The following is a 24,973-nucleotide window of genomic DNA, read 5'->3' as shown; positions in this document are numbered from 1 at the left end:
CGCCGCCCCTGCCGGGTGGGGGGATCAGCGCGGCTAGGCTCGTCGGATGCGTCTTGTCATCGCCCGCTGCTCGGTCGACTATGCCGGCCGTCTCAACGCGCACCTGCCGGAGGCAACCCGCCTGCTCGTGCACAAGGGCGACGGCAGTCTGCTGGTGCACTCCGACGGGGGCTCGTACAAGCCGCTGAACTGGATGAGCCCGCCGTGCACCCTGACGGTGGAGATCCCGGATGCCGAGGCCCAGGCCGCCGGTGTCATCGAGCTGTGGCGGGTCACGCAGACCAAGACGGGCGACACGCTCCTGGTGCGGTTCTTCGAGGTGCTGCACGACTCGGCGCACGAGCTCGGCATCGACCCCGGCCTGCAGAAGGACGGCGTCGAGGCCGACCTGCAGCGGCTGCTCGCCGAGCAGGTGGAGGTCATCGGCGACGGCCTGACCCTCGTGCGCCGCGAGTTCCCGACGGCAATCGGCCCGGTGGACCTGCTCCTGCGCGACGCGGCCGGCGGCACGATCGCGGTCGAGGTCAAGCGCCGCGGCGACATCGACGGCGTCGAACAGCTCACCCGGTACCTGGAGCTCCTCGGTCGGGATCCGCATCTGACGCCGGTGACTGGGGTGTTCGCCGCGCAGGAGATCAAGCCCCAGGCCCGCGTGCTCGCCGCGGACCGAGGCATCCGCTGCGTGACGCTCGACTACGACGGCATGAAGGGGCTCGAGTCAGGCGCTCCCCGGCTCTTCTGACGGCGGCCTCGCTCCCTCCCGCCCCATAGGCTGTCGGCATGCCGAGTCGCTCACCGTGGACCTGCATCCTGTGGGATGTCGACGGAACGGTGGTGGATGCCTCCGACGGCATCCTGCGACGCCTGAAGATCACGCTCGAGCACTTCGGACGCACCGCTCCCACGCGCGCCGAGCTCGTGCACTGGATCGGGCCGCCGATGTTCCAGTCCTTCCAGGTGACCGGGGGCATGACGCCCGAAGGCGCCTCTGACGCGGTGTCGTTCTATCGCACCCTGGGCAAGGCCGACGGGTACACGACAGGGGCCCGGCTCTTCCCCGGCGTCGGCGAGCTGATCGCCGACGTCGCCGCCGCGGGCATTCCGCAGGCGACGGCGAGCAGCAAGCCCGAAATCCAGGTCGATGCGCTCATGGATCACTTCGGACTCGCGCCGTACCTCACCGCCATCGTCGGCGCCACCCAGGATGAACGCACCCTGAGCGACAAGGCGGACATCGTCGCCGAGGCGCTGCGCCGCCTGGACGTGGCCGGTGTCGACACGAGCCGCCCCGTGCTGATCGGCGACCGCCATCACGATGTCGAGGGCGCCGCGGTGCACGGCGTGCCGGTGATCTTCGTCCGGTGGGGCTTCAGCTGGCCGCACGAGGCCGAGGGAGCGCAGGCGGCGGTGGACACCACGGATCAGCTGCGCGCGCTGCTGCTGATCGAGGATGCCGATGCCTGAGGCCGACGGCACAGTGCTCGGGTGGCTCATTCCCGCGCTGGTCGTGTTCGGCACTGCCGCCGTCCTCCTCCTGATCGCCATCTGGCTGGTGCGCCGGATCCGGCGGTCGCCGAAGGCACGAGCCGCCGCAGGGGTGATCCGCGACAGCGCCGGCGCCGCGCTGGTGCGCCTCGACGATGAAGTCGGCGAGCTCGACCTCGAGGTGGGTCTGTCTGGGGCGATGTACGGCGGTGGTGCGCCGGCGTCCCTCCATCGCGCACTCTTGACCGCTCAGCACGTGCGGGACTCCTCGTTCGAGGAGTATCGGGCGCTCGGATCTCCGAGCCTCACGCCCGACGAGATCCGCAGGAGGTCCGGCCGCATCGAGCGCAAGGTCGCCACCGCGATGTCGACCATCTCTCATGCGCGCACCGAGCACGTCGCCTGGATGCACGCCAATGTCTCGGCGGCGGCGCAGGTCGACGCGGCGCGCGGCCGGCTCGCGGCCCTGCGGGTCGCCATGGGCGAGCCGCAGCGACTGATCGACGACCTCTCTTCGCGCTTCGCCGAAGACGAGTGGCGCGCGGCCGCCCGCGCAGCCGAGTCCGCTTTCGCGGAGGCCGCGGAGGCGGAGCGCCTGCTCTCCGTCGCTGCCGAAGAGGCGGCCGACCCGTCGCGGAACAGCCTCGCCGATGTCGCCAGGGCGGAGCGGGCACTCCGTCAGGCGGAGGCGGATGCGCGGTCGCTCGAGGAGACCCATCGCCTTGTGACCCAGGCGGCGCAGGCGGTGCCGTCCGAATTCGATGCGGCACGCGCCGCACTGCGCCAGGCCGAGGCGATCCGCCAGCACCTCGAGCCGGTCGACGCGGAGCGTCTCGGCACCGAAGTGCGCGCCGTCGCCGCCGCCCTCGACGCGCTCGAAGCGGATGCCCCCCGCAGACCCACGCACACCGTCGACCGCATCGTGCGCCTCCGAGATCGACTCGACTTCGCCCTCGGCGATGCGCGCACCGCGCAGCAGCGGCTGCGCGGCGCACGTACCGCGCTGCCCGGAACGCTCGCCTCCGCACGCTGGATGATCTCCCGAGCCGAGGCATCCGTCGCCCACGCCCGCGCCGGCGCGCCCGCGAGGCTGCGACTGCTGTCTGCGGAGCGCGAACTCGCCGAGGCCCGGCAGGCCGCTGATCCGGTTGAGGCTCTGGATGCCGCGCGCCGCGCGATGCGCGATGCCGAGGATGCGAGCGCCCTGGCCGACTACGACCGGCCCGGGACACGGTAGCCGGAGGAGATCGGGTCCTATCGTGGGAGCATGACCGCGGTCGCCCACGAGCCCTCGATCAGCCGAAAGCCGTCCCTGAGGTCGCTCCGCCAGGTGGCGGCGACGCTCACGACGATGCTCGTCATCGTCGTCGCGGGCATCATCTGGCAGGGACTGTGGCGTCCGTTCGAGGACTCGGCGACCTATGACGTCGTCGCGTACGGGCTCCCCGCCCTCTCCGCGGGCAGGTGGTGGACACCCTTCACCGGCACCTTCTTCGTCAACGTTCCGTGGGTGTACGCCTTCGCCCTGGCCGGCTTCGTCGGGATGGCATATCTGGAGTACCGGCGCGGCTGGCGGATCGCCCTCGGCTGGTTCTGGATCGGGCAGCTCTTCGCGGTGTTCGCGAGCGCCCTTCTGCTGCTGCTCCTGTCCCCGCTGCCCTGGGCGTGGGCGCAGACCGAAGCGGCGGCGCTCGATGTCGGTCCCTCGGGCGGGACGATGGCGTGCATCGCCGCCGCGGTGGGGCTTCTGGTGCAGCCGTGGCGCGTGCGCGCGTGGCTGGTGCTCCTCGGCTTCGTCTTCGTCGCGCTGACCTTCTGGGGTGAGCTGGCCGATCTCGAGCACGCCCTCGCCGTGCTGCTGGTGCTGTTCGTCGAGCGATCCCTGCGGATCCAGCGCACCACGATCCGCGAGCAGCGCCTGATCGCGTTCGTCGTCGTCCTCGTCATCGCGGCCATCGAGCTCATCACACTGCTGATCCCGACCGACGGCATGTTCGGACCGACCCAGGCGGCCGGACCGTCCCTGCTCGATGTCACCCTCGACGTCGGCGTGATCCTGCTGTTCGCCGACGGCCTGCGGCGAGGTCGGCGATGGGCGTGGGGATGGACGGTCGGCTACGCCGTGCTCAACGTCCTCACCGGTGCGCTGCTCGTCGTGGTCGTCGCGACGGGACTGGCCGACCGCAGCGGTGTGCCCGTCACGGGTCTCGGCGTCTCCGTCGCGACCGCCGTGCTCTGGCTGCTCCTTCTCGTCTACCTGGTCGCGGTGCGGCACGCATTCCGCGCGCGACGCAGGTCGCTGCTCGGCGAACAGCCCGCGCCGACGGTGGCCCAGGTCAAGGAGTCGCTGCACCAGGAAGGCGGGGGCACGCTGTCCTGGATGACGACCTGGGAGGGCAACAGCTATGCCCGGCTGTCCGAGAGCATCGTCGCGTACCACCGGCGCTCCGGGGTCGCCCTCGCCCTCGCCGACCCGATCGGGCCTGCGCAGGAGCGCGACGCAGCCATCGCGGGCTTCGTGTCCGACGCCGAGCGAGCAGGTCTCGTGCCCTGCTTCTTCAGCGCCGGCGAGTCGACGCGGCGGGCCATGCCGCGAGGATGGCGCAGTCTGGTGGTCGCCGATGACACCGTCGTAGACCTTCCGGGCCTGGAGTTCACCGGCAAGAAGTGGGCCGCTGTGCGGACGGCCGTCAACCGCGCGGCCCGCGAAGGCGTCACGTTCCGCATGTCGCGCCTGGTCGACGAGCCGTGGGGCGTCCGCCAGCAGCTGCGCGCCATCTCGGAGATGTGGGTCGGCGACAAGGGCCTGCCGGAGATGGGTTTCACCCTCGGCACGCTGGACGAAGCGGAGGACCCGGAAGTGCGACTGGCCCTGGCGGTCTCCGCCGCGGGGGATGTCGAGGGCTTCCTGTCCTGGCTGCCGATCTACGGCGGCGCAGGTCGGGTGCGTGGGTGGACGCTGGATCTCATGCGCCGCCGCGATGGCGGCTTCGCGCCGGCGATGGAGTTCCTGATCGGCTCTTCAGCGAAGCACTTCGCCGATGAAGGCGCCGAGGTCGTCTCCCTGTCGGGCGCTCCGCTCACCCATGAATACCCGGCGGATGCCGGACCCATTGCAGATGTCACCGAGAAGCTGGCCGGCCTGCTCGAGCCCGTCTACGGCTTCGGATCCCTGCACCGCTTCAAGGAGAAGTTCCACCCGCGCTACGAGACCATGTACCTGCTCTACCGCGACGAGAGCGATCTCACTCGGATCGCCGCCGCCCTCACGCGGGCATTCCTGCCCGATGCGACGCTCCGCCAGTTCGCCGGGGCCGGCATCGAGCTCGTCCGGGGCGATCGGGACTGACGTCCTGCTGCCTGCCGGGACCGGCGAACTCTCCGGCTGTCGGGGGCACAAACGCCAACGGCACGTTCCGCTCAACGAGCGGAACGTGCCGAATAGTCGTGGGTGGGGTCTAACCCACGGGGCGGATGTTCTCCGCCTGCAGGCCCTTGGGGCCCTGCGCGATTTCGAACTCGACGCGCTGGTTCTCCTCGAGCGACCGGTAGCCGCCCGCCTGGATTGCGGTGTAGTGCGCGAAAACATCCGCACCGCCGTCATCGGGAGCGATGAAGCCGAAGCCCTTCTCCGAGTTGAACCACTTGACGGTGCCTTGCGTGCTCATGTAATGCCGTTCCTCACTGAAGTCGGCGCAGTGCGCGCCGACTACCCCACGCTATCGGACGCAGGGCAGAAATGCATGTCTTGTGTCGGAAGGTGACAGAAACGTTGCAGGACGGGTACCTGCGGCAAGACCTAACCACAGTAATCGACGGATCCGCCATCGAACGCCCGGGCCGAGCGAAGGGCTCAAAGCCCGGGCGCCGACGGATCCCCCCGGATAGGCCACGCCGAAGCGTGACGCGCGCAACTCTACCGATATATCAGTGCTTCGGCGAAGATTGCTCCTCCGACATACACTTGGCTTCGCCCATGACCACTGTTCCGCTCATGCCCGTCGACCCGATCGGCACCGTCCTCGGCGATGAGGTGTACTCGGCGATCGGCGAAGCGATCCTTGATGGTCGGCTGGGGCCCGGCCAGCATCTGCGCGACCACGAACTCGCCCAGTGGCTGGGCGTTTCTCGCACCCCGGTCCGTGAGGCACTCCAGCGCCACGAGCGCACCGGTCTCGTCGAGGTCGCGCCGCACCGCTACACGCGGGTCTCGATCCCCGACCAGAAGCTTCTCGACGACACCCACGAGTTCGCCGTCCTTCTCCTCGGCAACATCGTCCGCGTCGCCGCCCAGCGCTGCTCCGACCTCACCCTGGAGGTTGCGCTGCGGGTGACCGATGCCATCATCAGCGCCTCGGCCGCCGATGACCACGAGGGCATCATGGCGTGGAGCGAGGAGCTCTTCGAGACCCTCACCTACGCGACGGACAACCGCGCGTTCGTCACGGTCATGCACGAGGCCGACTTCGCGATCCGCCGCAACCTCTCCGGGTGGCATCCGCTCATCGAGTGCCCGATCGCGCGCACCGAGGGCTACGTCGCCTTCCGGGAGGCGCTGGCCGCGCGCGACGGTGCGCGCGCCGAGGCCGCCCTGCGCACTCTGCACGGCTACGCCTGAGGGGTACGGCCCCTCGCTACCGTGAACGCGTGAGCCACATCGAGCTGCGACCGCTGGACGACGACGATCTGGATGCCGTCTTCGAGATGATGCGCGACCCCGAAGGCGTCGCGATGGCCGCGTTCACGGCATCCGATCCCGACGATCGGGGTGCGTTCGACGCATGGATCGAGCGTCAGCGCGCGAATCCGGATGCCGCGATGTCGGTCGTGACCGAGCGCGGCGGCTTCGCCGGCACGGCCGCGGTGTTCACCATCGACGGCAACCGCGAAGTCTCGTTCTGGATCGCCCGGCACGCCTGGGGCCGAGGGGTGGCCACCGAGGCGCTGCGCCTGCTCGTCGCCCGGGAGCCGGAGCGTCCGCTGTTCGCGCGCGCGGCCGCGCACAACTCGGGGTCGATCGCGGTGCTGCGCAAGGCCGGGTTCACAGAAGTGTCGCGGCTCGTCTCGTATGCACCAGGCCTCGATCGCGACATCGAGGAGATCGTCTTCACCMTCGTGCCCTCGCTCGACGGCAGCTGAAGCCCAGGCATGCGTCAGCCCCGCCTCGAGCCGGGTGAACCGGCTCGCGACGGGGCTGACGGTCAGACTAGTGACGCGCGAGGCGGCGCGTGACCATCAGCGCGAGCCCGAGCATCACGAGGGCGCCTGCGCCGATCGGGAGGATCGGGCTCACGCCGTTTCCGCCCGTCGCGGCAAGCGGCGGTGCGGCAGTCGGGCAGGCCTCGTTCGTGAAGGTGTGCGACCACTGGGTCGTCACGCCCTCGGCGAACTCGTCCTCGTCGTTCACGAGGACCGCCGTGATCGTCACAATCGCCCCTTCGTGGACAGTCTCGTAGCGCACAGCCTCCGAGTTCTCTGGGACGGTGAAGCCGTCGGTCGCGGTGCCGCAGTCGTCGGTGAACACCGGCGCCTCAGGCTGGGGCAGGATCGCGAAGAAGCACGGCTGGGTGCTGTCCTCGCTCTGGTAGCCGATGGCACCGTGGAGGAGGATGGTGCGCTCGGCATACGTGCTGTCTTCGCTGATCCACCAGGAGCCGTTCAGATCACCCAGCGTGTAGCCCGACTTCGACTCGACGGAGATCGTGACCTCACCCTCGACCGAGCGGTCGATGTAGACCCAGACGTGCTCGAACGAGTACCAGCCGTCCTCGCCGGGTGCCCCGAACTCCTCCGGGGTGAGGTACTCCGCGGCGTTCGCGCACGTCGGCTGCGGGTCGCCCGTGTTGAACAGCGTCGGCACCGGATAGACCTGACGGCAATGCGGGTCATCGCTGTCCAGCTGCGTCAGGTCCGGCACCGTCCACTCGTGCTGCGCACCCTCGGCGAGCACGTAGTCGTCGTCGGCGTGAGCCGTGTAGATCGTCGAGCCGTTGTCACCTTCGGCCTCGGTCCAGTGGATGCCCTCCTGTTCGAACGACGACGTGACCGCGCCCGGCTCGTCGCAGGACGGCAGGTCCCAGGTCAGCACCGGGGTGACCGCGGTGGGCTGCCAGCACTCCTCGTCGTTGACATCGCCGGACCATTGGGTCTGCGTACCCTCCGGGAACACATACCCGTCGTCGGCGACGGCGTTGATGTACTCGATCCCCTCGCCCGAGCCGTAGGCCCAGTGGCCACCCTCGAACTCGGGCGCAGTCCACGAGCCGTTGTCCGGCCCGCACGGGTCGGTCCAGGTCGGCGTCGGGGGTGTGACCGGCTTGTCGGCAGGCTTGCAGTCTCCCGCGAGGACGTCGACGCGACCGTCCGACCCCAGCTTCACTTCGTTACTGAACTGGGTGAACGCATAGACCCACGGCCCTGCCGTGCTGGTGCCGGGCACCGAGTACGTGCCGAGCGAGAAGGTCGTGTTGCCCGTCGAGTCGTGCGGCCCCTCGGTGAGTCCGGTCGCATCGGTCGGCGTGCCGGTGAACGTGTTGCTGCCGACGCCCCAGTGCGTCACGCCGGTCGTCTCCGCGCCGACGTTCGACAGCGTGAGCATGTACGTGATGTCGTACTGCCCGGTCTGCGGGTTGCAGACAGCCTGCCCATTCAGATTGCCCGTATGCGCGGATGCCGCGCCCACGGTCAACGGGGCGACGACCAGTGCCGCCGCCACCGCGACTGACGCGAGCGCCTTCCATCGGTTCTTCAATGTGATTCCTTTACTCAGTGACCAGCTGGTCGTTTTTAGGCGCGCAAAGAGACCGGTCTTCCGGTGGCATGCTGCGCATGGTCCTCCCCCCAGAGAACCTCCATCCTGAATTTCGGTCACCGTAGCAGTGCGCGACCGCCCGGCGATATCACGAACGCAGAACCTGGGCCAATCCTGCGCCGGCCCTGCGCGAGTTCGGTGGCGGACATCCACCGTGATATCCTCGACAGGTTGAGATCGCGGCATCCCAGGGTGCGGCGAATCGCGCGAGTGGCGGAATAGGCAGACGCGCTGGCTTCAGGTGCCAGTGCCCGAAAGGGCGTGGGGGTTCAACTCCCCCCTCGCGCACGAAACGACGAAGGGCTCCCGGATCGGGGGCCCTTTTTCGTCGTCGTCCCAACCCGGACCCACTCGGACGGCGCATTCATCACCTCCTCGGGTGTCTCAGACTGAGCAACTAGCATGTACCGAACTGGCCAGCCTGCCTTGGGGAGTCGCGTGGGACTACTTGACAGCTTCGAGAAAGGTCTCGAACGCGCGGTGAACAGCGCGTTCGCGAAGACCTTCCGCAGCGGCATTCAGCCCGTCGAGCTCGCCTCTGCACTGCGCAGCGAACTCGACACGAAGGCGGCTGTGGTCTCGCGCGACCGCATTCTGGCGCCGAACACCTTCGTCCTGCGGCTGTCGACCTCGGACGACGAGAAGATGCGCGCTCTCGGCGGCGCGCTCGACGATGAGCTGATGACGCTCGTCCAGAAGCACGCCAAGGCCCAGGGCTACAGCTTCGCCGGCCCCGTGTCGATCGCGATCGAGCGCGACGATCAGCTCTCGACCGGCACCCTGCGGGTGAGCTCGTCCACGGTGCAGGGCACGGTCGCCTGGCGGGGCGTCGTCGACATCGCCGGGCAGCGGCATCCGCTCCTGAAATCACGCACGGTGATCGGCCGCGGCAGCGACGCCGACATCACGGTCGCCGATGCCGGCACGAGCCGCCGGCACGTCGAGATCCTGTGGGACGGCGAGCGCGCGATGGTGCGCGACATGAACTCGACCAACGGGACCCTGCTCAATGGACGTAAGGTCGTCGAGGCCGCGCTTCCGCCGGACTCCACCGTGACCATCGGCCACACCGACATCGTGTTCCGCGTCGTCGCGCAGGCCACGCCCCCGAAGCCGCCCCTCCCCGCCGCCGATGTGACCCGCGCCTTCGACCTGCGCGAAGGAGGACCCCTGCCGTGAGCGAACTGACGCTCCTGCTGCTGCGCATCGGGTTTCTCGTCCTGCTCTGGGCCTTCGTCTTCGCGGTGGTCTACTCGCTGCGATCCGATCTCTTCGGCGTGAAAGTGCGCCGGATGCCGGAGCCCCAGGCCGCCGCCGTGCCCGCGGCGGCCGTTGCCGCCGCCCCGGCGAAGGCCCCCGCTGCCGCGCCGCCCGCGAAGGGCGGCAAGGCGACGACCGCCACGGTCACGCGCATCATCATCACGAGCGGGCCGAAGTCGGGACTCGAGCTTCCGCTCGGCACGGAGGCGCTCACGATCGGACGGTCCAGCGAGTCGGGGCTCGTCATCCGCGACGATTACACGTCGAGCCACCACGCGCGTCTGCTCCTGTGGGGCGAGCAGTGGATGATCCAGGATCTGGACTCGACGAACGGCACCTGGCATGACGGCGCCCGCGTCACCGCACCCGTCCCCGTCCTCGTGGGCGCGCCGATCAAGGTCGGCGCCACGACGTTCGAGCTGCGGAAATAGCGGCGGTCCCCCGGGAAATGGTCTTCGAGGGCTCGAGCGCTGCGATCTCGCACACCGGCAAGGTGCGCTCCAACAACCAGGACTCCGGCTACGCGGGGTCGAATCTCTTCGTCGTCGCCGACGGGATGGGAGGGCACGCCGGCGGTGACGTCGCGTCGAGCCTGGCGATCGGAAGCCTCGAATCCCTCGACCACCCCTACGAGTCGACCTCGCAGGCCGAGCGAGCACTTCGAGGGGCGATCGCGGATGCCGCGACCGAGCTGATCGAGACCGTGCGGATCCATCCGGAGCTCGCCGGCATGGGAACCACCGTGAGTGCGCTCATCATGGTCGACGACTACGCCGTCATCGCGCACATCGGCGACTCCCGGATCTACCTCTATCGCGACGGCACGCTGACCCAGATCACCACGGACCACACCTTCGTGCAGCGACTCGTGGACTCGGGACGCATCACCCCGGAGGAGGCGCGCTACCACCCGCGGCGCTCGGTGCTGATGCGGGTGCTCGGCGACATGGATCCCGACCCCGAGCTCGACACGTTCATCATGCCGACCCAGCCGGGCGATCGCTGGCTGCTGTGCTCCGACGGGCTGACCGGCGTCGTCGACGACGCGCACACGGCGCGCGCGATGGGCTTGGGTCTTCCCCCCGGGCGCACCGCGGACAATCTGCTGAAGCAGGCGCTGGATGGCGGTGCGCCCGACAACGTGACGTTGGTCCTCGTCGACGTCGGGGGGCAGCATCCGCTCTTCTCCGGCACGCCCACGGTGGTGGGGTCGGCGTCGAACCCCACGGGCATCGATGTGCCTGCTGCTCGCTCAGGGCGCGGCGGCTGGCTGCACCCGGTCCGCCAGGCGGCCAACGAGCCGAGCCACTTCGAGCCGGCGCCCGAATTCCTCGAGGAGCTCATCGAGGAGGACCGGCGGCGTGCGCGCCGGAGGCGCTACGGGTGGATCATCGGAGTCGTTCTCGTGCTCGCGGTTCTGGTGACGGGGCTGTTCTTGGCCTATCAGTGGACCCAGACGCGCTTCTTCGTCGGGGCCGATGACGACACGGTGGTGATCTACCAGGGCATCCAGCAGGACCTCGGCCCGATCCCGCTGTCGAGCCCCTACCGCGACACCGGCATCCCGCTGGACAGCCTCTCCGACTTCGACCGCGCGACAGTGGAGGCGACGATCTCGGCGCCCTCCCTTGAGGATGCCGAGCAGATCGTCTCCCGCCTGCAAGAGAATGCGGTGAACCCGTGACCTCCACAGACGCGCGCGGGAAGGGAGCGGCATCGCCTGCCGCGGAGTCCACCGACACCGCGGTGATCCGGGCGCTGCGACGCATCCGCGTGCCGCAGACGCAGCGCAACCGCGAACTCGCTCTGCTGCTCTTCGCGTTCGTCATCAACGCCGCGGCGCTCGCGCTCGTCCAACTGGGCGCCACGGGTGCGATCGACGCGCAGTTCCTGATCTACTGCGGCGGACTCACCGCTCTCGTGGTCGCTCTGCACATCGTGCTGCGGCTGCGCGCCCGGGATGCCGATCCGTTCGTCGTCCCGATCGCCACACTGCTCACGGGCCTCGGCATCGCGATGATCTATCGCATCGACATCGCCATCGATTCGCACGGCTGGGATGCGGCCTCGACCCGCCAGCTCGCGTGGACGGCGATCGCCGTCGTGGCCGCGATCGCGGTGGTCATGGCGCTGCGCAACTATCGCGTGCTGTTCCGCTACACCTACCTCGCGGGCCTGGTCGGCATCCTGCTGCTGATCCTCCCCGTCATCCCCGGCCTCGGGGCCGACGCCAATGCGGACGTCTGGGTCAGGCTCGGCTTCTTCTCCTTCCAGCCCGGCGAGCTGGCGAAGATCGCCCTCGCGATCTTCTTCGCCGGCTACCTGGTGCGCACCCGCGAGAGCCTCAGCTCGGTGGGCACGCGCTTCCTCGGCATGACGTGGCCCCGGGCGCGCGAACTCGGCCCGCTGCTGGTGATCTGGCTCATCTCGCTCGCCATCATCGTGCTGCAGCGCGACCTCGGCACCGGGCTGCTGATCTTCGGCATGTTCGTCGCGATGCTCTACGTCGCGACGGGCAAGACGAGCTGGGTCGTCATCGGCGTCGCGCTCGCGGTCGGCGGCGCGTTCCTCGCGTCGCGGGTGCTGCCCTACGTGCAGGGCCGTTTCACGAACTGGCTGGATGCCTTCAACCCGGCGGTGATCGAAGCCACCGGCGGGAGCTACCAGCTGGTGCAGGGCATTTTCGGCCTCGCGCAGGGCGGCCTCGTCGGCACCGGCCTTGGACAGGGCAGGCCATACCTCACCCCGCTCTCGCAGAGCGATTACATCCTCCCGAGCCTCGGTGAGGAGATCGGGCTGATCGGCGTGTTCGCCATCCTCAGCCTTTACATGGTCTTCGCGAGCCGCGGCATCCGAATCGGGCTGGCCGGGCAGGACGACTTCGGCAAGCTGCTCGCCACCGGCCTCTCCTTCACCATCGCGCTCCAGGTGTTCATCATGGTGGGCGGGGTCACCCGGATCATCCCGCTGACCGGCCTCACCACCCCGTTCCTGGCCGCCGGCGGCTCGTCGCTCGTGGCCAACTGGATCATCGTCGCGCTCCTGCTGCGGATCTCCGACGCCGTCCGCAGCCGCCCCCGGGTGGTGATCGGATGACCAAGGCCCTTCGATACGGTCGCTTCGCGACCTACTCAGGAACCGCCTCACCCGAGGTCTTCGGGAGGTGCGAGTCGTGACGAAAGAACTCCGCCGGCTCAGCATCGTGATGCTGCTGATGTTCGTCGCCCTGTTCGCCTCGATCAGCGTCATCCAGGTCGTGCAGGCCGACAGCCTCGCCCAGGATCCCCGCAACACCCGCGCGCTCTACGACTCCTACGCGGTGCAGCGCGGCTCGATCATCGCGAGCGGGTCGGCGATCGCGGCATCCGTCCCCTCCGACGACGTGTACAGCTGGCAGCGCGTGTACACCGACGCCCCGATGTGGGGCCAGGTCACCGGATGGATCAACCCCGAGCTGGGCTCGGCGACCGGCATCGAGCTGGAGATGAACCAGGTGCTGAGCGGCACCGCCGGCTCCCAGTTCCTCGCGAGCCTGGAGCGGATCGTCACGGGTCAGCCTCCCCGCGGTTCGAACGTCGTGCTGTCGCTGGATGCCGTGGTCCAGCGTGCCGCCTTCGATGCGCTGGGCGGATTGCAGGGCGCCGTGATCGCCATCGAGCCGGCCACCGGGCGCGTGCTCGCCATGGTGTCGAGCCCGACCTTCGACACGAACCTGCTCGCCGCACACGACGCGAAGGCCGTGAACACCTACTACGACCAGCTCGTCGACGATCCGGGCGATCCGCTCGCGAACCGCTCCATCGGCGGAGACCTCAACCCTCCGGGCTCGACCTTCAAGCTCGTCGTGGCGTCGGCCGCGCTGGCGTCCGGCGACTACACCCCGACGTCGGCGCTGCCCAACCCGGCGTCGTACCAGCTGCCGCAGTCGTCGAGCATGGTCTACAACGCGTCGGGCGGCGCGTGCGGCCCCGGCGAGACGGTCACGATCGCCGACGCGCTGCGCCTGAGCTGCAACATCCCGATGGCGGAGCTCGCCGTCCAACTCGGCGACACCGCGATCCGCGAAGAGGCGGAGAAGTACGGCTTCAACCGCTCGTTCGAGCTGCCGCTGGTCTCGACGCCGTCGGTGTACCCGCGCGCACTCGACGACCCGCAGACGGCGCTGACCGGATTCGGCCAAGGCCAGGTGATCGCGACACCGCTGCAGATGGCGATGGTGTCGGCCGGCATCGCAAACGGAGGAATGGTCATGAACCCACGCATGGTCGACCGGGTGGTCGCACCCGATCTCTCGGTGCAGCAGACGTTCAAGGACTCGGAGTTCGGCCGGGCGCTGGATGAGGATCTGGCGGCGCAGATGGTCGCGATGATGATCGCGAATGTCAGTGACGGCGCAGCGTCGGGTGCAAGAATAGACGGCGTCGACGTTGCCGGTAAGACCGGGACCGCGGAGAACGGAACCAATCAGCCATTCACCTTGTGGTTCACGGGCTTCGCTCCCGCAGAGAATCCCCGGGTCGCCGTGGCTGTCGTGGTTGAAGACGGCGGTGGGCAGGGCCAAACGGGCAGCGGCAACACGATCGCGGCACCCATCGCGAAGAAGGTCATGGAGGCGGTGCTGGGCAGATGAGACCGACGCAGGGTGCGACCTTCGGCGGGCGCTACGAACTGGATTCTCGTATCGCCATCGGCGGTATGGGCGAGGTGTGGGAGGCGACCGACCACGTCATCGGGCGGACCGTCGCCATCAAGATCCTCAAAGACGAGTACATGGGCGACCCCGGGTTCCTCGAGCGCTTCCGCGCCGAGGCTCGGCACGCCGCCCTCGTCAACCACGAGGGCATCGCAAGCGTCTTCGACTACGGCGAGGAGAACGGCTCGGCCTTCCTGGTCATGGAGCTCGTCCCCGGCGAGGCGCTGTCGACGATCCTCGAACGCGACGGCGAGCTGTCCACCGACAAGACGCTCGACATCGTCGCGCAGACCTCTGCCGCCCTGCAGGCTGCGCACGCGGCCGGACTCGTGCACCGCGACATCAAGCCGGGCAACCTGCTGATCACCCCCGATGGCCGGGTGAAGATCACCGACTTCGGCATCGCGCGCATCGCCGACCAGGTGCCGCTGACCGCCACCGGCCAGGTGATGGGCACCGTTCAGTACCTCTCGCCCGAGCAGGCCTCCGGTCACGCCGCCTCTCCGGCGACGGACACCTACTCGCTCGGCATCGTCGCGTACGAGTGCCTCGCGGGCAAGCGTCCCTTCACCGGCGAGTCCCAGGTCGCGATCGCGATGGCGCAGATCAACGAGCAGCCGCCGCCGCTGCCGCCGACCGTCGCGGTGCCCGTGCAGAACCTCGTCATGGTGATGATCGCCAAGAAGCCCGAAGACCGCCCGGCCTCGGCATCCGTCGTCGCCCGTGCCGCCACCGCACTGCGCCGTGGCGACCTCGCCGCCGCTGCGGCCGCCGTGCCGGCGATCGCAGCAGGAGTCGGCGGCGACGACGCGACCGCGCTGCTCGCGGCTACGCCGACGGCGCTGCTGACCGAGTCGACCGTCCTGGCCGACGGTGAAGAGGAGAAGGGCAAGCGCAGCCCCTGGACGTGGCCGCTGATCGCGCTGATCATCCTGCTGCTGCTGATCCTGGGCGGAACGCTCTGGGCGGTGCTGTCCAACCCGGGCGACCGGCGGGAAGAGACGCCGAGCCCGACTCCGAGCCAGTCCGCGTCCGCGACGCCGACGCCGAGCGCCACGCTCATCGATGTCGACGCGCTGGCGCTCGAGGGCCAGGACTGCACCGCGGCCTCCGCCGCGGCCAAGACGGCCGGTGTTGCCGCCGTGTCGTGCGTGGCGGGCAATGCCGCTCCGACCGGCGACCAGGTGAACCAGGTCTACCTCGTCTCACCGAGCGGCCGCATCGATCCGACGCAGCTGCTGACCCTGACCTTCTACTCGGATCAGGTCGCGATGCCGACTCCGTCGGCCCCCGGCCTGGAGGGCGCGGTCGAAACGGCGGCGACGGTCCAGGTGACGTGGACGGGCTACTCCTGCCCAGCCGGTTCGGGTGCCGTCACCTTCTACAATTTCACCGCGACCAATGGTCAGTTCCCGAGCACGGGTCGGTCCGATGCGCCTTTCACGTCCGACAAGCGCAGTGCCGACCTGTTGATCACCGGCAGCGCAGGCGACCCGGTGACCGTGAAGTACACGGTGACGTGCTCCGGCGACGGGGGCGACCGCACCTCCCCGGCCTCGGGCGAGGCGAACGCGCAGATCCAGGCAGTCCCCACACCCGCACCCGACGGCCCCAATCCCACACCCACCCCGTAGCCCGACTCGCGCGCGGTGGTCGGCTAGGCTGAAACCGATCCACCCAGGGAGAGTCCGTGACAGCTGAGCCGCGCGTGCTTTCGGGGCGCTATCGCGTCGATGAGCTCATCGGCCGCGGAGGTATGGCCACCGTGTATCGCGGCTACGACCTCACGCTGGGCCGGAGTGTCGCCGTCAAGGTGCTGCGGCGCGATCTCGCGCTCGACGGCGCCTTCCGCACCCGGTTCCGCCTGGAGGCCCAGGCGGCCTCGCGGATGGCGCATCCCACCATCGTGCGCGTGTACGACGCGGGCGAGGACACCGAGACGGCACCCGACGGGTCGGTGTCCCCGGTGCCGTACATCATCATGGAGCTCGTCCACGGCGCGCTGCTGAAGGACATCATCTCGGCGGGCCCCGTGCCCGTCCCCGACGCGGTCCGCTACGTGGACGGCATCCTGGAGGCGCTCGAGTACTCCCATCGCGCCGGCGTCGTCCACCGTGACATCAAGCCGGGCAACGTGATGGTGACGGATGCCGGGCAGGTCAAGGTGATGGACTTCGGCATCGCCCGGGCCGTCTCGGACTCCTCTTCCACCGTCGCCGAGACGACGCACATCCTCGGCACCGCCGCATACTTCTCGCCGGAGCAGGCCAAGGGCGAGCCCGTCGACGCGCGCGCCGACCTCTACTCCGCTGGTGTCGTCCTGTACGAGCTGCTCTCAGGCCGTCAGCCCTTCCGCGGTGAGTCGCCGGTCGCGGTGGCGTACCAGCACGTGAGCGAAACCCCCCTGGCCCCCTCCGAGGTCAACGAGACGGTGCCCCGCGCTCTGGATGCCGTCGCCCTGCGGGCGCTCGCCAAGGACCCGTTCCAGCGATATCAGGATGCCGCCTCGTTCCGCGAAGCGCTCGACGCGACGATCGACGGTCGCACCCCCACCAAGCGCCAGGTCGGCGCTCTCACGAGCGAGCTGTACGGACCCTCGCCACGGCAGGCCGCCGAGACGGCCAGGTCGCTCCGGCAGCTGAGCACCGACACGACGATGAAGCGCACCCAGGCCGGCCCACCGGTCGCCTGGATCTGGGGGGGAGTGGCCCTGCTCGCGGCCGTGCTCATCGGGCTGCTTCTCTGGGTGCTCTGGCTCCCCTCTGGCTCCCAGGTGCCGGCGAACTCCCGCATCGTCCCGGATGTCACCGACATCGCCTATGAACGGGCGGAGGAGATCCTCGTCGCCGAGGACCTCGTCGCGTACTCGGTACAGGAGCCCAGCACGGACATCGCTGCCGGCAACGTCATCCGCACCGATCCGGCGGCAGGAACCTCCGTGTCGCGCGGCTATCAGGTGAAGGTCTTCGTCTCGAGCGGTGTGGAGACGGTGGTCGTGCCCACGCTCGTCGGTGTCGGCGAGGACGCCGCCCGCGCCGCGTTGGAGCAGGTGGGGCTCGTCGCCGGGGCCGTCACCCCGCGCAACGACCCGGATCTCGCTGCCGGCACCGTGATCTCGGCGGACGCCGAAGCGGGCTCGGAAGTGCCCCTCGGCACCGTGGTCAACCTCGTCGTCGCGACCGGACAGGTCACGATCGTCGACTACAAGGGCTACACCGTGGACGCCGCGACCACCGCCCTGCAGGCTCCGGAGATCAACCTGACCGTGGAAACCGCCGAGGACGCCACGTGCACCGCGACGGATCCGCGCACCGTGGCGCAGCAGTCGCTGCCACCGGGCGATGTCGCCGTGCACTCGACGATCACCCTGACCTACTGCACCGGCCCCTAGCCCGGTCACACCGAGGGACCGGCTCAGCGGCGCGGACTCAACGACGCGCCGCGGGTCGCGGCATCCGGAATCCCCACCGTCTCGAGCCAGTTGCCCAGCAGGCGGTAGCCGCCTTCGGTGAGCACGCTCTCCGGATGGAACTGCACGCCTTCGATCGGCAGGCTGCGGTGCCGCACGCCCATGATGACGCCGCTGTCGGTGCGGCTGGAGACCACAAGAGCGGGCGGCAGCGACTCGGGCACGATCGCGAGCGAGTGGTAGCGCGTCGCCGCGAACGGATCGGGCAGCCCCGCATACAGCGCACTGTCGTCATGGTGAACCAGCGAGGTGATCCCGTGCATGAGCTCCGAGGCGTGCTCCACGCGGGCACCGAAAGCCGCAGCGATCGCCTGGTGGCCGAGACACACTCCGAGAAGCGGGATGCCGCGATCCGCTGCCGCCCGCACCACGGCGATCGATGCCCCGGCGTGCTCAGGCGTTCCAGGACCGGGGGAGACGAGCACCGCCTGATACGAAGCGATGACGTCGAGCGCGGCCGCAGGGTCGATGTCATCGGACTCGACGAGGTCGGTGTCGGCGCCGAGTTCGTGGAGGTAGCCGACCAGGGTGTGCACGAAGCTGTCGTGATTGTCGACGACCAGGATCCGGGCGACCGCTGCCCCCGCGTCACTCCACCGCGTCACTCCACCGTGACTTCCGTCGGGTCGACGATGTGACTCACCCACGGGAAGACCCAGAAGAGCAGGGCGTACAGGACGGCCGCCAGCAGCAGGATCAGGATGATGATCCTCAGCCACACGGGACCGGGGAGAATGTGCCAAAGTCCGGCGTACATCAGCTGGTCACCCCCTGGGTCAGTGCGAGCGGGGCCCCCGCTGTGCGCGGGGTGTACGCCTCGAAGACGCTGAACGCGACGATCCGCTCGGCTTTGGAGAACATCGGGCTGCAGCTCGTCATCGTGAGGTACTGCCCGTCCGCCGAGACACCAGTCTCCTGCGGAACCGGCGCGAGCACCTCGACGGCGTCGGGCTTCACGTACTCGAGAGTGCGGAATCGGTACGTGTACCAGCCATCGGGGGTCTCGATCACGATGGCATCGCCGACGTGCAGCGACGCGATCTGGTTGAAGGGCTTGCCGAAGGTCGTTCGGTGCGCCGCGACCGCGAAGTTGCCCATCTCGCCGGGCATCTGCGTGCCGGGGTAGTGCCCGACGCCGATGTCATCGAGGGTGTTCTCGCGGCTGACCCCACCGGCCACCGGGAAGGCATAGTCCGCGCCGAAGCGCGGGATGTGCATCGTGCCGAAGATCTCGGCGTCGGCCGGCTGCGGCAGGATGACCGGCTCGACGGCGGCGGGCGTGGGCTCGGCGGAGCCGGAAGCCGTCGGCGAGGGAGTGGGGGATGCCGTGGCCGACGCCTCGTACTCCTGCTGCCACTCCTCGCTGAGCGAGTGTGCATCGGCGGTGCGCTGCGCGCCGTAGATCACATCGCCGATCCACAGCTGCCAGACGACGTAGAGCAGAGTCACGACACCGACGGTGAGGAGGATCTCGCCCAGCACGCCGATGACGGAGGCTCGTCGACGCGGGCGCACGGCGCGCGCCGACCGGTCGCGCTTGCCGGGATCGGCGTCGGGCGCGCCGGAGGCCTCCCCGTCCGGGGTGGGGCTCGCCGCGTCATCCACAGGTGGATTCTAGTCAGCGGAGGCTGGTGCCCGGCTGGCAGTAGACTGGTCCCATGGCACGATCTGGCAAGGACGAGGAGCTCGTCGAGCGCAGCGAGGGCGAAGCGGCCCCCAATCMCGTCTGGTTCAAGCCCGTGATGATCGGCCTCATGCTGGTCGGGCTCGTGTGGGTGCTGGTCTTCTACCTGAGCGGGATGAACTACCCGATCCCCGGCATCGGCGCATGGAACCTGGTCATCGGGTTCGGCATCGCCTTCGTCGGCTTCCTCATGACCACCCGCTGGCGCTGAGCACCGGCATCCGACAAACCACCGGCCGAGACGCACACCGCGTCTCGGTCGTTTTCTTTGCCCACGGACCGGTAATTACACCGGTGTGATTCATCCCCAGGTGGGGATAGATCTGTGGATAACTTGCAGCGGGACGGATCAATGCGAGCGAAGCACGCGTTGATGCGTCACGGTGCAAGGTTGAGTAGGCCGCCGAAGGCGCCCGTATCGAGACCTCACGTGTACAGCAGTGGCGGGATGACGAGCAGGGCGAGCAGTCCCACGCCGACGCCGACGAGCAGCCAGATCTGCGTGGCGCGCCGCTCCACCGTGCGGGTGCGCGCGTAAATCAACCCCACCAGCGCTCCGGTCAGCAGTCCGCCCAGGTGCGCCTGCCACGACACCTGGATCGCCGCGAGCGCCTCGGTGAACGACCCACGCCCGATGCTGCTGATCAGGGCTACCGCGAACGGGTAGAGGAAGTTGATGCCGATGACGATCGCGATGTTGCGGATGTTCGCGCCGATGTGGCGTCCGATCACGAGCAGCGCTCCGAAGAGCCCGAAGATCGCGCCGGATGCCCCGACCACCCAGACCCCTGGCGCGAGCAGTGCGACCGCGACGGATCCGCCGATGCCGCTCAGCAGGTACAGCACCACGAACCGCCAGCGGCCGAGAAGGGGTTCGAGACTTCGCCCGATCATCCACAGCGCGAGCATGTTGAAGCCGATGTGGAAGATTCCGTCGTGGACGAACACTGAGGTGAGCATCCGCCACGGCTGCAGCGGAAGGGGGCCGCCCGGCCACACGAAGTAGCTGTTGAACGCCAGCCACGCCTCCACCGGGAATCCGGGGATCAGCTGCAGCGCGTAGACGACGGCCGTCGCGCCGATGATGGCGTACGTCGCGAGCGGCCTCGAGTCGGAAAGGGCCACCGGCCGAGGCCGGTACGCCCGTTTCTCCGCCTTCTTCTGGGCGTCGGACTGCGCCTTCTGCTGATCGCGCATGCACTCAGGGCAGATCACCCCGACCGCGCCCTGGGTCTGACACTCCGGGCAGATCGTCCGCAGGCATCGCTGGCACAGCACGAAGCTCACCCGGTCGGGGTGGCGGTAGCAGAAGTTATCGCTGTTGCGACGGAAGGCTGCCGTGGTCACGGGCGGGGTGCGATGCGCCCTATGCCGCGACGACGTCGACCGACTGGAGCACGACCGGCTCGATGGGTCGGTCTCCCGACGCGGTCGGCACGGCGCCGAGAGCGTCCACGACAGCGCGTGATGCGTCGTCCGCGACCTCGCCGAAGATGGTGTGCTTGCCCTGCAGCCATGGAGTGGGGTCGGTGGTGATGAAGAACTGCGAGCCGTTGGTGCCCTCGACCGCGCCGGTGAGCGCGTTGCGGCGGAGGCCGGCGTTCGCCATCGCGAGGATGTACGGCTTCTGGAAGTTCAGTTCCGGGTGGATCTCGTCGTTGAAGGTGTAGCCGGGGCCGCCGGTGCCCTGACCGAGCGGGTCGCCGCCCTGGATCATGAAGCCCGGGATGATCCGATGGAAGATGATGTCCTGGTAAAGGGGTCCTGTGCCGGGCTTGCCGGTCGCGGGATCCTTCCACTCGCCGGTGCCGTCGGCGAGGCCGACGAAGTTCTTCACCGTTCGAGGGGCGTGGTCTCCGAAGAGATTGACGACGATGTCGCCGTGGTTCGTGTGCAGGGTGGCAACCGCGGTGTGCTGAGGCATAACGCTCATTCTCTCAGAGTTCCATGGGAACCCTTCCGTTGTGGGCGTGGTCTGGCAATATGGACAGAACCACACCCCCATCGACAGGGAGGGCCCCGTGAGCCTCAGCCGCAAGCGCAAGAAGGAACTTCGCAAGCTGCAAGACCAGGCAGCGAAGCTGTGGGAGTCGCAGCAGGTGCTCGTCGGCGATGCCGCGGGCGTTGCTCGCGAAGCACGCCGTCAGCTCGGCAACTACCGCCGCGAGCAGCTGGTCCCGCAGGTCGAGTCCGCGTACGGCCGCTACGCCGCACCGTACGTCGACAAGGGCGTCACCGTGTCGCGAAATGTCATCAACGACACCCTCGCACCGGCCGCCAGTGCGGTCGTCGGCTCGGCGCTCTCCGTACTGGACGCTGCGAACGACACCCGTCACAAGCTCAACGCCAGCCGGGGCATTCACCTGCCGGTCTTGGCTCCGCCCAAGAAGAGCGGGATCGGCGCCGGCGGCGTCGTCGCGATCATCTTCGGCGTGGCTGCCGCCCTGGGTGTCCTCTACGCGGCATGGCAGACGCTGCGGGCGGATGACGAGCTTTGGGTTGCAGACGACCCGCTGCGTGCACCCGACGCCTGATCCCCGGTGACCGACGCCCACGCGCGCGTCAGAGATGCGGCATCCGCTCGCGGACTGACGATCGACATCCGCGAGCGCCCGGTGGCGAACAGCCTGCCGGAGGCGGCCGCGCTGCTGGGCATCCCGGCATCCGGCATCGTGAAGACTCTCGTGGTCAAGCGCAGCGATGACACCTACCTGTTCGCGCTCGTGCCTGGAGATCGTGCGATCTCATGGCCGAAGCTGCGGGCGGTGGTCGGCGTGAACAAGCTGCAGCTGCCCGATCCGCAGCGCGCCCTCGCGGCCACCGGCTATGAGCGCGGCACGATCGTCCCGATCGGGAGCTCTACGGAGTGGCCGATCTATGCGGACGAGCGGATCGTCGGCGAGCGGATCGCGATGGGGGCCGGCGCCCACGGGTACAGCCTCTTCGTCGAGGCCGACGACCTGATCGCCGCGTATGGCGCGACGGTCGCGGACATCTCACAGTCCATCGAGCAGTAGCGCTCGTCGAGCGCGGGTCAGCTCGCAGCGGCGGGACGATCGATGCCGGCGAACCGCAGGCCGACGTCCACGAGCTTGACGCGGTGCAGCGCGTGGACGCTCTCGAGCGGAAACCACTCGGCGCGGTCCGTGGAACCGTCCGCCTCGTTGCGCAGGTGGCCACCGGTGACGGTTGCGCGGTACACGATCCGCAGCGCATGCAATGGCCCTGAGGCATCCGGTGTCAGCCGGTGAGCCAGGGGAATGACACGGGAGTCCACCCCGATCAACCCGTCCAGCACGACCTCGTACCCGGTCTCCTCGTGCACTTCGCGACGGGCGGCGCCCTCCGGGTCCTCGCCGGGATCGAGTCCACCACCGGGCAGAGTCCACCCGGAGCGGCCGCCCTCATTCCAGTGCGCAAGGAGGATCCGGCCGTCGTCGTCGGTGATGACGGCGTAGGCCGCGACCCTGATGTCCATGCCTCACCCTATCCAGGCGCCGGTCGTGACGAGGCCCGAGACCCCGCCGGATGGCGGGGTCTCGGGCCAGGGACTGCTGGTCAGGCCTGCAGTGCGCCAACAGGTTCGGCGGCTGCCTCGCGGGCGATTGCACGCCGTTCGCGGAAGCGTCCGATGGCGATGGTGATCGCCCCGATGGCGGCGAGCATGCCCGTGAGCACCACGATGTAGGTGAACGCGGATGCCCACCCCCCGGCGCCGTGCGGGTCGAGGAATCCGTAGGGATACCACCAGGGGTTCGAGCCGAAGGGATCGGAAATGAGTTCCCCGCGGATCATCGTGTAGGTGATCCACGCGATCGGATAGCCGACGATCACGAAGAGGGTCTTCCAGGGAAGGCCACGGCGCCGGGTCGCGAAGAGCAGGTCGACAAGGAGATAGAGCGGCAGCACGACGTGCAGCACCTCGGTGGCCCAGTGGTCCAGGAAGGAGATGGCCGGCGCGTCTGCGAGCGCGAGCTCACTCGGGCCTCCCCGCAGCAGCACGTTGAACACGACGCCGAGCAGCAGCATCGGTCCGGTGACGACAGCCAGCCCGAGGGCGACCGCGAATGGTTCGCGTGACGTGCCCGGATGCCGCATCGACCACACCGCGGCCGCTGTCAGCGCGACGATGCTCAGCGTCGTCGTGACGATCGTGAACAGGCTGAAGTAGTTCGCCAGGACCAGCCCGAGATCCTTTCCCTCCCGTGTGGCTCGATCGACGTTGACGATGAATCCCGCCACAACCCCCGAAAGACCCGCCGCCCCCGCAGCGAGCCTTATCCATGACCAATGCATCATGATCCCCTTTCGCGTCGGACGAGGTGTACGACGTCTTGAGGATTTATAGCGTCTCGAGCCGCTCCGGCGCTGAGATCCTGTGGCTGAGGAAGGAAGGACCGCGAAGGAAGTCGGACATTCTTTGTGAAGTAGCTACAGCGTGTCCCCCCATTGGGGGACGAGATTGTGAGGGTTTCCCCAAGTTCCCTCGATCAGGACCGAGAAAATGGCCTCTGACCTGGGAAATACTGCCGAAAACGGCAGAAGCGCCAGCCGGGGGCTGGCGCTTCACACTGTGGAGCCTAGGAGATTCGAACTCCTGACATCCTGCTTGCAAAGCAGGCGCTCTACCAACTGAGCTAAGGCCCCGGGGCTTGTGGGGTGGGGCTACCAGGACTTGAACCTGGGACCTCTTCATTATCAGTGAAGCGCTCTAACCGCCTGAGCTATAGCCCCGATCGCTGCGACGCGAACGTCGGCAACCTCCAAGACTTTACCTGACGCGCGGCGTTTTCTCGAATCGAGCGGCCCGTGGGGGCTCGCGCGATGCTTGACTGAGCAGATGGACCAGGCGCATCCGGGCGAGGCTCACTCGAACGGCCTCGGCCAGCGTCTCAACTGGCTGCGCGCGGGAGTGCTGGGCGCGAACGATGGGATCGTCTCGATCGCATCCCTCTTGGTCGGCGTCGCCGGAGTGACAACGGCGACGCCTGCCCTGCTGACCGCTGGGATCGCCGGCCTCGTCGGCGGCGCGATCTCAATGGCTCTCGGCGAGTATGTGTCGGTCAGCAGCCAGCGCGACACGGAGCGGGCGCTCATCGCCAAGGAGCGGCGCGAACTGCACGAGATGCCGCAGGAGGAACTGGAGGAGCTGACCCAGCTCTACCGAGATCGCGGACTTTCGGATGCCACGGCCCGCAGTGTGGCGCTCGAGCTGACCGCGCACGACGCGCTTTCCGCCCACCTCGAGGTCGAGCTGCACATCGATCAGGACGATCTCGTCAATCCGTGGCACGCGGCGCTGTCCTCCGCGATCGCGTTCACCCTGGGCGCCCTGCTGCCGCTGCTCGCCATCCTGCTTCCGCCGCCGGAGTGGCGCATTCCGGTGACGTTCGTCGCGGTGCTGATCGCCCTCGCGGCGACGGGAACGGTATCGGCCCAACTGGGCGGAGCCCCGAAGGGACGCGCTGTGCTGCGACTCGTCGTCGGCGGTGGACTCGCTCTGGCCGCCACCTGGCTGATCGGCACCCTGCTGGGCACGACCGGCATCGTCTGATCCGCGCGGATGCGCGG

General features: G+C 68.7%; 26 protein-coding genes and 3 tRNA genes. 18 read left to right on the top strand and 11 right to left on the bottom strand.

The window, feature by feature from the left end; translation table 11 throughout:
• Positions 1-46: 46 nt before the first annotated feature.
• Genes nucS through ACXJ3V_RS08300 form a run of 4 tightly spaced genes read left to right on the top strand, consistent with a single transcriptional unit; the run spans position 47 to position 4,834 of the window.
• Complete coding sequence (nucS, locus tag ACXJ3V_RS08315) at positions 47-742, top strand: endonuclease NucS (protein WP_457099817.1); 696 nt, start codon at positions 47-49, stop codon at positions 740-742.
• A gap of 38 nt (positions 743-780) precedes the next feature.
• Positions 781-1,464: an HAD hydrolase-like protein gene (locus tag ACXJ3V_RS08310; protein WP_457099816.1), complete on the top strand. Its 684-nt coding sequence runs from the start codon at positions 781-783 to the stop codon at positions 1,462-1,464.
• The gene (locus tag ACXJ3V_RS08305) at positions 1,457-2,722 is read left to right on the top strand and encodes a hypothetical protein (RefSeq protein ID WP_457099815.1); all 1,266 of its coding nucleotides are present in this window, start codon (positions 1,457-1,459) and stop codon (positions 2,720-2,722) included. Before ACXJ3V_RS08310 ends, ACXJ3V_RS08305 begins: the two co-directional genes overlap by 8 nt.
• A 30-nt stretch (positions 2,723-2,752) precedes the next feature.
• Entirely contained in the window at positions 2,753-4,834 is a 2,082-nt protein-coding gene (locus tag ACXJ3V_RS08300; protein ID WP_457099814.1) for a bifunctional lysylphosphatidylglycerol flippase/synthetase MprF, read from the top strand.
• A 109-nt stretch (positions 4,835-4,943) separates the two neighbouring features.
• Here the strand turns inward: ACXJ3V_RS08300 and ACXJ3V_RS08295 are convergent, their stop codons facing one another.
• Positions 4,944-5,153: a cold-shock protein gene (locus ACXJ3V_RS08295; RefSeq protein WP_457099813.1), complete on the bottom strand. Its 210-nt coding sequence runs from the start codon at positions 5,151-5,153 to the stop codon at positions 4,944-4,946.
• A gap of 308 nt (positions 5,154-5,461) precedes the next feature.
• Here ACXJ3V_RS08295 and ACXJ3V_RS08290 point away from each other — a divergent pair, with 308 nt between their 5' ends.
• Together ACXJ3V_RS08290 and ACXJ3V_RS08285 are read left to right on the top strand one after the other, a co-directional pair.
• Complete coding sequence (locus ACXJ3V_RS08290; RefSeq protein ID WP_457099812.1) at positions 5,462-6,103, top strand: GntR family transcriptional regulator; 642 nt, start codon at positions 5,462-5,464, stop codon at positions 6,101-6,103.
• 29 nt (positions 6,104-6,132) lie between these two features.
• Entirely contained in the window at positions 6,133-6,624 is a 492-nt protein-coding gene (locus ACXJ3V_RS08285) for a GNAT family N-acetyltransferase (protein ID WP_457099811.1), read from the top strand.
• 67 nt (positions 6,625-6,691) lie between these two features.
• Here ACXJ3V_RS08285 and ACXJ3V_RS08280 read toward each other — a convergent pair whose 3' ends face one another.
• Positions 6,692-8,236 (bottom strand): hypothetical protein, encoded by a 1,545-nt coding sequence (locus tag ACXJ3V_RS08280; protein WP_457099810.1) that lies wholly within the window; start codon positions 8,234-8,236, stop codon positions 6,692-6,694.
• A 264-nt stretch (positions 8,237-8,500) separates the two neighbouring features.
• Between ACXJ3V_RS08280 and ACXJ3V_RS08275 the strand changes: the two genes are divergently transcribed.
• From ACXJ3V_RS08275 to pknB, 8 genes are all read left to right on the top strand, one after another.
• Positions 8,501-8,584, top strand: a tRNA-Leu gene (locus ACXJ3V_RS08275).
• A gap of 150 nt (positions 8,585-8,734) precedes the next feature.
• Positions 8,735-9,475: an FhaA domain-containing protein gene (locus ACXJ3V_RS08270; protein ID WP_457099809.1), complete on the top strand. Its 741-nt coding sequence runs from the start codon at positions 8,735-8,737 to the stop codon at positions 9,473-9,475.
• Positions 9,472-9,987 carry an FHA domain-containing protein FhaB/FipA gene (locus tag ACXJ3V_RS08265; protein WP_457099808.1) on the top strand — a complete coding sequence of 172 codons (516 nt, stop codon included), beginning with the start codon at positions 9,472-9,474 and terminating at the stop codon, positions 9,985-9,987. The genes ACXJ3V_RS08270 and ACXJ3V_RS08265 overlap by 4 nt, the downstream gene beginning before the upstream one ends.
• Positions 9,988-10,004: 17 nt before the next feature.
• Positions 10,005-11,240 (top strand): PP2C family protein-serine/threonine phosphatase, encoded by a 1,236-nt coding sequence (locus ACXJ3V_RS08260; RefSeq protein WP_457099807.1) that lies wholly within the window; start codon positions 10,005-10,007, stop codon positions 11,238-11,240.
• The gene (locus tag ACXJ3V_RS08255) at positions 11,237-12,652 is read left to right on the top strand and encodes an FtsW/RodA/SpoVE family cell cycle protein (protein WP_457099806.1); all 1,416 of its coding nucleotides are present in this window, start codon (positions 11,237-11,239) and stop codon (positions 12,650-12,652) included. Before ACXJ3V_RS08260 ends, ACXJ3V_RS08255 begins: the two co-directional genes overlap by 4 nt.
• A gap of 76 nt (positions 12,653-12,728) precedes the next feature.
• Positions 12,729-14,186, top strand: a complete 1,458-nt coding sequence (locus ACXJ3V_RS08250) for a peptidoglycan D,D-transpeptidase FtsI family protein (protein WP_457099805.1) — start codon at positions 12,729-12,731, stop codon at positions 14,184-14,186.
• Complete coding sequence (locus ACXJ3V_RS08245; protein WP_457099804.1) at positions 14,183-15,883, top strand: protein kinase domain-containing protein; 1,701 nt, start codon at positions 14,183-14,185, stop codon at positions 15,881-15,883. Before ACXJ3V_RS08250 ends, ACXJ3V_RS08245 begins: the two co-directional genes overlap by 4 nt.
• A 56-nt stretch (positions 15,884-15,939) precedes the next feature.
• Positions 15,940-17,640, top strand: a complete 1,701-nt coding sequence (pknB, locus tag ACXJ3V_RS08240) for a Stk1 family PASTA domain-containing Ser/Thr kinase (protein WP_457099803.1) — start codon at positions 15,940-15,942, stop codon at positions 17,638-17,640.
• Between the two features lie 23 nt (positions 17,641-17,663).
• Here pknB and ACXJ3V_RS08235 read toward each other — a convergent pair whose 3' ends face one another.
• The 3 genes from ACXJ3V_RS08235 to ACXJ3V_RS08225 are packed head-to-tail and all read right to left on the bottom strand — an operon-like array spanning position 17,664 to position 19,233.
• Positions 17,664-18,323, bottom strand: a complete 660-nt coding sequence (locus ACXJ3V_RS08235; RefSeq protein WP_457099802.1) for an anthranilate synthase component II — start codon at positions 18,321-18,323, stop codon at positions 17,664-17,666.
• Entirely contained in the window at positions 18,320-18,475 is a 156-nt protein-coding gene (locus ACXJ3V_RS08230; protein ID WP_457099801.1) for a hypothetical protein, read from the bottom strand. The genes ACXJ3V_RS08235 and ACXJ3V_RS08230 overlap by 4 nt, the downstream gene beginning before the upstream one ends.
• Positions 18,475-19,233 (bottom strand): class E sortase, encoded by a 759-nt coding sequence (locus ACXJ3V_RS08225; protein ID WP_457099974.1) that lies wholly within the window; start codon positions 19,231-19,233, stop codon positions 18,475-18,477. The genes ACXJ3V_RS08230 and ACXJ3V_RS08225 overlap by 1 nt, the downstream gene beginning before the upstream one ends.
• Positions 19,234-19,376: 143 nt before the next feature.
• Between ACXJ3V_RS08225 and ACXJ3V_RS08220 the strand changes: the two genes are divergently transcribed.
• Complete coding sequence (locus ACXJ3V_RS08220; RefSeq protein ID WP_457099800.1) at positions 19,377-19,613, top strand: cell division protein CrgA; 237 nt, start codon at positions 19,377-19,379, stop codon at positions 19,611-19,613.
• 215 nt (positions 19,614-19,828) lie between these two features.
• On the opposite strand, the gene ACXJ3V_RS08215 is transcribed toward ACXJ3V_RS08220, so the two are convergent.
• Positions 19,829-20,749, bottom strand: a complete 921-nt coding sequence (locus ACXJ3V_RS08215; protein WP_457099799.1) for a rhomboid family intramembrane serine protease — start codon at positions 20,747-20,749, stop codon at positions 19,829-19,831.
• A 19-nt stretch (positions 20,750-20,768) separates the two neighbouring features.
• Positions 20,769-21,326 carry a peptidylprolyl isomerase gene (locus ACXJ3V_RS08210; RefSeq protein ID WP_457099798.1) on the bottom strand — a complete coding sequence of 186 codons (558 nt, stop codon included), beginning with the start codon at positions 21,324-21,326 and terminating at the stop codon, positions 20,769-20,771.
• 97 nt (positions 21,327-21,423) lie between these two features.
• Here ACXJ3V_RS08210 and ACXJ3V_RS08205 point away from each other — a divergent pair, with 97 nt between their 5' ends.
• Together ACXJ3V_RS08205 and ACXJ3V_RS08200 are read left to right on the top strand one after the other, a co-directional pair.
• Positions 21,424-21,936, top strand: a complete 513-nt coding sequence (locus ACXJ3V_RS08205; RefSeq protein ID WP_457099797.1) for a DNA helicase — start codon at positions 21,424-21,426, stop codon at positions 21,934-21,936.
• 6 nt (positions 21,937-21,942) lie between these two features.
• Positions 21,943-22,419, top strand: a complete 477-nt coding sequence (locus tag ACXJ3V_RS08200) for an aminoacyl-tRNA deacylase (protein ID WP_457099796.1) — start codon at positions 21,943-21,945, stop codon at positions 22,417-22,419.
• Positions 22,420-22,436: 17 nt separating this feature from the next.
• On the opposite strand, the gene ACXJ3V_RS08195 is transcribed toward ACXJ3V_RS08200, so the two are convergent.
• The 4 genes from ACXJ3V_RS08195 to ACXJ3V_RS08180 all read right to left on the bottom strand — a co-directional run bounded on the left by ACXJ3V_RS08195 (position 22,437) and on the right by ACXJ3V_RS08180 (position 24,136).
• Positions 22,437-22,880: an NUDIX hydrolase gene (locus ACXJ3V_RS08195; RefSeq protein WP_457099795.1), complete on the bottom strand. Its 444-nt coding sequence runs from the start codon at positions 22,878-22,880 to the stop codon at positions 22,437-22,439.
• A gap of 80 nt (positions 22,881-22,960) precedes the next feature.
• Entirely contained in the window at positions 22,961-23,698 is a 738-nt protein-coding gene (locus ACXJ3V_RS08190) for a Pr6Pr family membrane protein (RefSeq protein WP_457099794.1), read from the bottom strand.
• 278 nt (positions 23,699-23,976) lie between these two features.
• A tRNA-Ala gene (locus ACXJ3V_RS08185) sits at positions 23,977-24,049 on the bottom strand.
• Between the two features lie 13 nt (positions 24,050-24,062).
• Positions 24,063-24,136, bottom strand: a tRNA-Ile gene (locus tag ACXJ3V_RS08180).
• A gap of 106 nt (positions 24,137-24,242) precedes the next feature.
• Here ACXJ3V_RS08180 and ACXJ3V_RS08175 point away from each other — a divergent pair.
• Complete coding sequence (locus ACXJ3V_RS08175) at positions 24,243-24,956, top strand: VIT1/CCC1 transporter family protein (RefSeq protein ID WP_457099793.1); 714 nt, start codon at positions 24,243-24,245, stop codon at positions 24,954-24,956.
• The last annotated feature ends 17 nt before the right edge of the window (positions 24,957-24,973 follow it).

It is taken from the genome of Microbacterium sp. P5_E9 (genome assembly GCF_054049175.1).
This window is presented reverse-complemented; position numbering and strand designations above follow the sequence as displayed.

Excerpts from the sequence above, each read along its gene's own strand:
- nucS (WP_457099817.1), top strand. The coding sequence starts at position 47 with ATGCGTCTTGTCATCGCCCGCTGCTCGGTCGACTATGCCGGCCGTCTC.
- ACXJ3V_RS08190 (WP_457099794.1), bottom strand. The coding sequence starts at position 23,698 with ATGCATTGGTCATGGATAAGGCTCGCTGCGGGGGCGGCGGGTCTTTCG.
- ACXJ3V_RS08260 (WP_457099807.1), top strand. The coding sequence starts at position 10,005 with ATGGTCTTCGAGGGCTCGAGCGCTGCGATCTCGCACACCGGCAAGGTG.
- ACXJ3V_RS08175 (WP_457099793.1), top strand. The coding sequence starts at position 24,243 with ATGGACCAGGCGCATCCGGGCGAGGCTCACTCGAACGGCCTCGGCCAG.
- ACXJ3V_RS08245 (WP_457099804.1), top strand. The coding sequence starts at position 14,183 with ATGAGACCGACGCAGGGTGCGACCTTCGGCGGGCGCTACGAACTGGAT.
- ACXJ3V_RS08210 (WP_457099798.1), bottom strand. The coding sequence starts at position 21,326 with ATGCCTCAGCACACCGCGGTTGCCACCCTGCACACGAACCACGGCGAC.
- ACXJ3V_RS08300 (WP_457099814.1), top strand. The coding sequence starts at position 2,753 with ATGACCGCGGTCGCCCACGAGCCCTCGATCAGCCGAAAGCCGTCCCTG.
- ACXJ3V_RS08295 (WP_457099813.1), bottom strand. The coding sequence starts at position 5,153 with ATGAGCACGCAAGGCACCGTCAAGTGGTTCAACTCGGAGAAGGGCTTC.
- ACXJ3V_RS08230 (WP_457099801.1), bottom strand. The coding sequence starts at position 18,475 with ATGTACGCCGGACTTTGGCACATTCTCCCCGGTCCCGTGTGGCTGAGG.
- ACXJ3V_RS08290 (WP_457099812.1), top strand. The coding sequence starts at position 5,462 with ATGACCACTGTTCCGCTCATGCCCGTCGACCCGATCGGCACCGTCCTC.
- ACXJ3V_RS08305 (WP_457099815.1), top strand. The coding sequence starts at position 1,457 with ATGCCTGAGGCCGACGGCACAGTGCTCGGGTGGCTCATTCCCGCGCTG.
- ACXJ3V_RS08195 (WP_457099795.1), bottom strand. The coding sequence starts at position 22,880 with ATGGACATCAGGGTCGCGGCCTACGCCGTCATCACCGACGACGACGGC.
- ACXJ3V_RS08310 (WP_457099816.1), top strand. The coding sequence starts at position 781 with ATGCCGAGTCGCTCACCGTGGACCTGCATCCTGTGGGATGTCGACGGA.